Here is a 2,267-nt window from a genome sequence, read left to right on the forward strand (position 1 = left end):
GCTTTCTTTGATCGCTTGACGAAATACCATTCTTCCAATACGTCCAAACCCGTTAATAGCAACATTGATCATATTAATAAATACCACCTTCATTATGTTATACTATTTTTCTTTCGATCTGAAAATAGTATAACATAATTAAAAATAAATTCATTAAATATTTTATTTTTTTTTAAATAACTCACTCAAAATGAGCATTTTCATTCAAAAATGTTACCAATCAGATAGGAATGGCAGGTACCCTATGCCACTTTCAGCTCTTTTTTTGACCAGACCAAGCTGTTATCTCTCTTATACTCATATAAGGAAGCGTTTGCATTTATTTTGCTAGTTCAATATGTACCCTCCTGTTTTTTAGTAACCTTATCTTAGTAATTTTTGAAGGAGATTCATAGCTTATGTAACTTTTGCAATAGTTTTTGTGATTAAAAAAAGTAAGCAGCCAAATAGCTGCTTACCATTTCTTCTTTATATGATAAAGATACTCAATCTGATTATTCTCCATGTAAAAAAACACTGGATATATACTCAGTGTTTTTTACATGAAAATTAATTAGATAATTATAATATAATTGACGATCTCGGTAGTTCTATTAGATTAAGTTATATCTTATTAGCGAAGCGTCGACAGATTCCTTTTACACTGTAGGAAAGTATACAATTCCAACTAGAGGTGAATTCGGCGTAGTGGGAAATTTCAGGGATACAGTATAAGTGTAACTACGCCTCTGTCTTCACCCAAGGACAGAGCCTGCTAATCGGCGAGTTTGCTCTAAACAATCATGAAGCTGTTATTGAAGGGATTGCAAATGCTCAGCGAGACGATCCCAAGTTTCAGTAATTCCTTGCTCCATTCCCATATCCAAGACGGCCTTGAGTGCTTCAGTGGAAGCATATTGAGCCCGACTGACGAGCTTCGTCTTGCCTTCATGCTCTACAAAGGTGATTGTGTTCTTGCTCGAAGGCATATTCTCCGCTTCATTGCCTTCAGCATCAGAGAAGTAGTCAACATATACGATTTTTTCTGCCTCTACAATTTCCAGGTATACCGCTTTTCCCCAAGATTCGTATCCGTAAAAATCCCCTTGCTTCTCATCAATGCACTTCATGCAGTAATGCCAAGTGCCGCCTGGACGAAAATCTATGTTGCAAACCGTAAGCGTCCATCCACGAGGGCCCCACCAGTGCTTTAGATGCTCAGCCTCGGAGAATGCTTTGAATACCAGCTCACACGGCGCATCAAAAACACGCTCCAGAATTAGTTCCTGACCCTCTACCGTGGAAATCATTTTGTTTAGCATGAAAAAATCCCCCCAAATATTTAATTTTGTTTGTCCCCTTTGGATTGTAGCTTCTGCAAATAATTCTCTAGATTGTCTAATCGCTCCTCCCAAACACTGCGGTAAGTTTCAAGCCAAGTATCCAGTGCTTGGAAGGGCTCTGACCGGAGCTTGTAGATTCGTCGATTAGCAATCGCTTGTACCTCGACAAATCCAGCTTCACTAAGTACACGGAGATGTTTAGAAGTTTGTGGCTGGAGAAGACTAAGTTGCTCAGCAATTTCCCCTACAGTAAGAGGACCATTACGCAAAAGCTCAACAATGTTTAGTCGGTTGGGCTCAGCAAGTGCATTCAAAGTTGTTGTGATTTTGACACCCATATAAGCTTTCTCCTTTCACTCCAAATATAACTCAAAACGAATATTCCTGTCAAGGAATATTCAAGCGCCATTTTTGCTCCCTATAAAATTAACGAGAGAGGTTCTGCACAGAGACGAAATCGATACAGGGCGCCTCATAGCACCCCCTTTGTTTACTCTGTATCCCGCCCCCACGTACACATTCATCTTACTAGATACTTGTTAACCCCTTTTAAAGTTCACCTTGGATTTTATAACTTTCATTCTCTACTGTTTATGATCTTTTGGTTTTTCTCTCACTGCAATAACATTCTGCATTGCTAGGGTTTTTCTACGAACTTAATTTTCCTCATTATTTTTTGGATTACTCTTGGGAAAAAATAAGCGCCAAAGAAAGCACAAATAAAAGCCTGTGACCAAATTTTTGACCAGTTATGAAAAAATGTATGATTATAACCAAAATTTATTGAGACTAGTACAAATGAAACAAAAAGAGACATACTTAAAGCCATAAAAAATGCAAAAATAATATTTTTATATTTGGCATTAATATTCATTATTCTCCACCTTTTAACAGATTTTCCGGAAAGAAGTCCCCCTCCTCAAGGAGTGGGAAGGGCATAGCCCA

4 protein-coding genes are annotated in these 2,267 nt (G+C 37.9%); all 4 read right to left on the reverse strand.

Annotation, left to right across the window (positions count from 1 at the left end; translation table 11 throughout):
- On the reverse strand, positions 1-72 hold a 72-nt coding region (locus EP737_RS26700; RefSeq protein WP_165350937.1), incomplete at its 3' end, for a glyceraldehyde 3-phosphate dehydrogenase NAD-binding domain-containing protein.
- Between the two features lie 719 nt (positions 73-791).
- Positions 792-1,301: an SRPBCC domain-containing protein gene (locus EP737_RS25070; RefSeq protein WP_129732127.1), complete on the reverse strand. Its 510-nt coding sequence runs from the start codon at positions 1,299-1,301 to the stop codon at positions 792-794.
- 20 nt (positions 1,302-1,321) lie between these two features.
- Entirely contained in the window at positions 1,322-1,660 is a 339-nt protein-coding gene (locus tag EP737_RS25075) for an ArsR/SmtB family transcription factor (protein WP_129732129.1), read from the reverse strand.
- Positions 1,661-1,959: 299 nt separating this feature from the next.
- A complete protein-coding gene (locus EP737_RS25080; RefSeq protein ID WP_129732131.1) occupies positions 1,960-2,196 on the reverse strand; it encodes a DUF2798 domain-containing protein in 237 nt (78 codons plus the stop codon).
- Between the last annotated feature and the right edge of the window lie 71 nt (positions 2,197-2,267).

The sequence above is a fragment of the Ectobacillus funiculus genome (assembly GCF_004138295.1).
In the GTDB taxonomy this organism is placed as follows: Bacteria; Bacillota; Bacilli; order Bacillales; family Bacillaceae_G; genus Ectobacillus; species Ectobacillus funiculus.